We start from the raw sequence: 1324 nt of genomic DNA on the forward strand, positions 1-1324 counted from the left end.
CAGGGGGTCGGCAAAGTCGCGGTGAGTGGGCGCTGAGCTGCGGCGACACGCGGTCGAGGATGTAAGCACGGGCACGACTCCGGTGGTGATCTTGCGGTTCTCACACCAAGCTTGATCATCGGAGAGCCGTGCCCGCGTCTGCATCCTTGTCGATCGCTGCTGTCGCTGACCAGCTGGGCGGGGTAGAGCTACCCGGTCCGGTCACGCTCGCCCCACACCTGCGGGCGGCGTTGGCCGGCGTGGTCGATCCGCGTGCGCGCCGCGGGGTCCGCCATGGCCTGGTCGTGGTGCTCACTGCGGCGGTGTGCGCGGTCGCGGCGGGTGCGCGCTCGTTCGTCGCGGTCGCCGAGTGGGTCGCTGACCTGCCCGTCGAGGTCGCCGCGGTGCTGCAGACTGATCGTCGTTGCCCGTCGGAGTCGACGATTCGGCGCCTGCTGGGCCGGGTCGATGCCGACCGGTTCGACGCCGCGCTCGGCGGGTTCGTGCAGTCCCTGTGCGCCGCGGTCGCCCCGGCCGGGCGCCGCCGCGTGTTCGCCGTCGACGGCAAGACCCTGCGCGGCTCCCGACACACTGCAACCGCCAACAACGCCACCCGCGACAGCAACGCCGGCGGTGAGGTGTCGGGGCGGCATCTGCTCGCGGTGATCGACCAGCACACCCGGGTCGTGCTCGGCCAGGTCGCCGTGGCCGGCAACGCCGGCGAGGCCGGTGCCGGTAAGGCCGGAGAGATCGGCGCCTTCGCACCTCTGATCGACACCCTGACCGGCATCGATCTGGCCGGTGTCGTGTTCACCGCCGATGCGCTGCACACCCAGCGCGGCCATGTCGAGGACCTGCACGCCCGCGGCGCGCACTGGGTCCTGGCGGTCAAGGGCAACCAGCCGCGGCTGCGCCGCCAGCTCGCCGGGCTGCCCTGGCAGGACGTCGGCGAAGGCCACCGCAGTGCCTCCACTGCGCACGGGCGCCGCGAGATCCGCACCCTCAAGGTCGTCACGATCGCCGCGGGGATCCAGTTCCCGCACGCCCGTCAGGCCATCCAGATCACCCGCCGCACCAGGCCGGTGTCCGCGCGCACCGGGCGACGCGGCCGGTGGCGCACCGAGACCGTCTACGCGATCACCGACCTGGCCCCGCACCAAGCGAGGCCCGACGAGCTCGCCGGCTGGATCCGCGGACACTGGCAGATCGAAAACGGCCTGCACTGGGTGCGCGATGTGACCTTCGCAGAGGACTTGTCTCAGGTCCGCGCCGGTCACGGCCCGCAGGTCATGGCGTCGCTGCGGAACCTCGTGATCAGCCTGCACCGCCTCGCGGGCGCCACCAA

1 protein-coding gene is annotated in these 1324 nt (G+C 72.2%); it reads left to right on the top strand.

Translation table 11 applies throughout. From position 1 onward, the window contains the following. Positions 1-239: 239 nt before the first annotated feature. The coding region (locus KME75_RS41615) for an ISAs1 family transposase (RefSeq protein ID WP_219420486.1) at positions 240-1324 on the top strand (1085 nt) is incomplete at its 3' end.

Origin of the sequence: Pseudonocardia nigra, assembly GCF_019396355.1 — a bacterium.
Classification (GTDB): domain Bacteria; phylum Actinomycetota; class Actinomycetes; order Mycobacteriales; family Pseudonocardiaceae; genus Pseudonocardia; species Pseudonocardia nigra.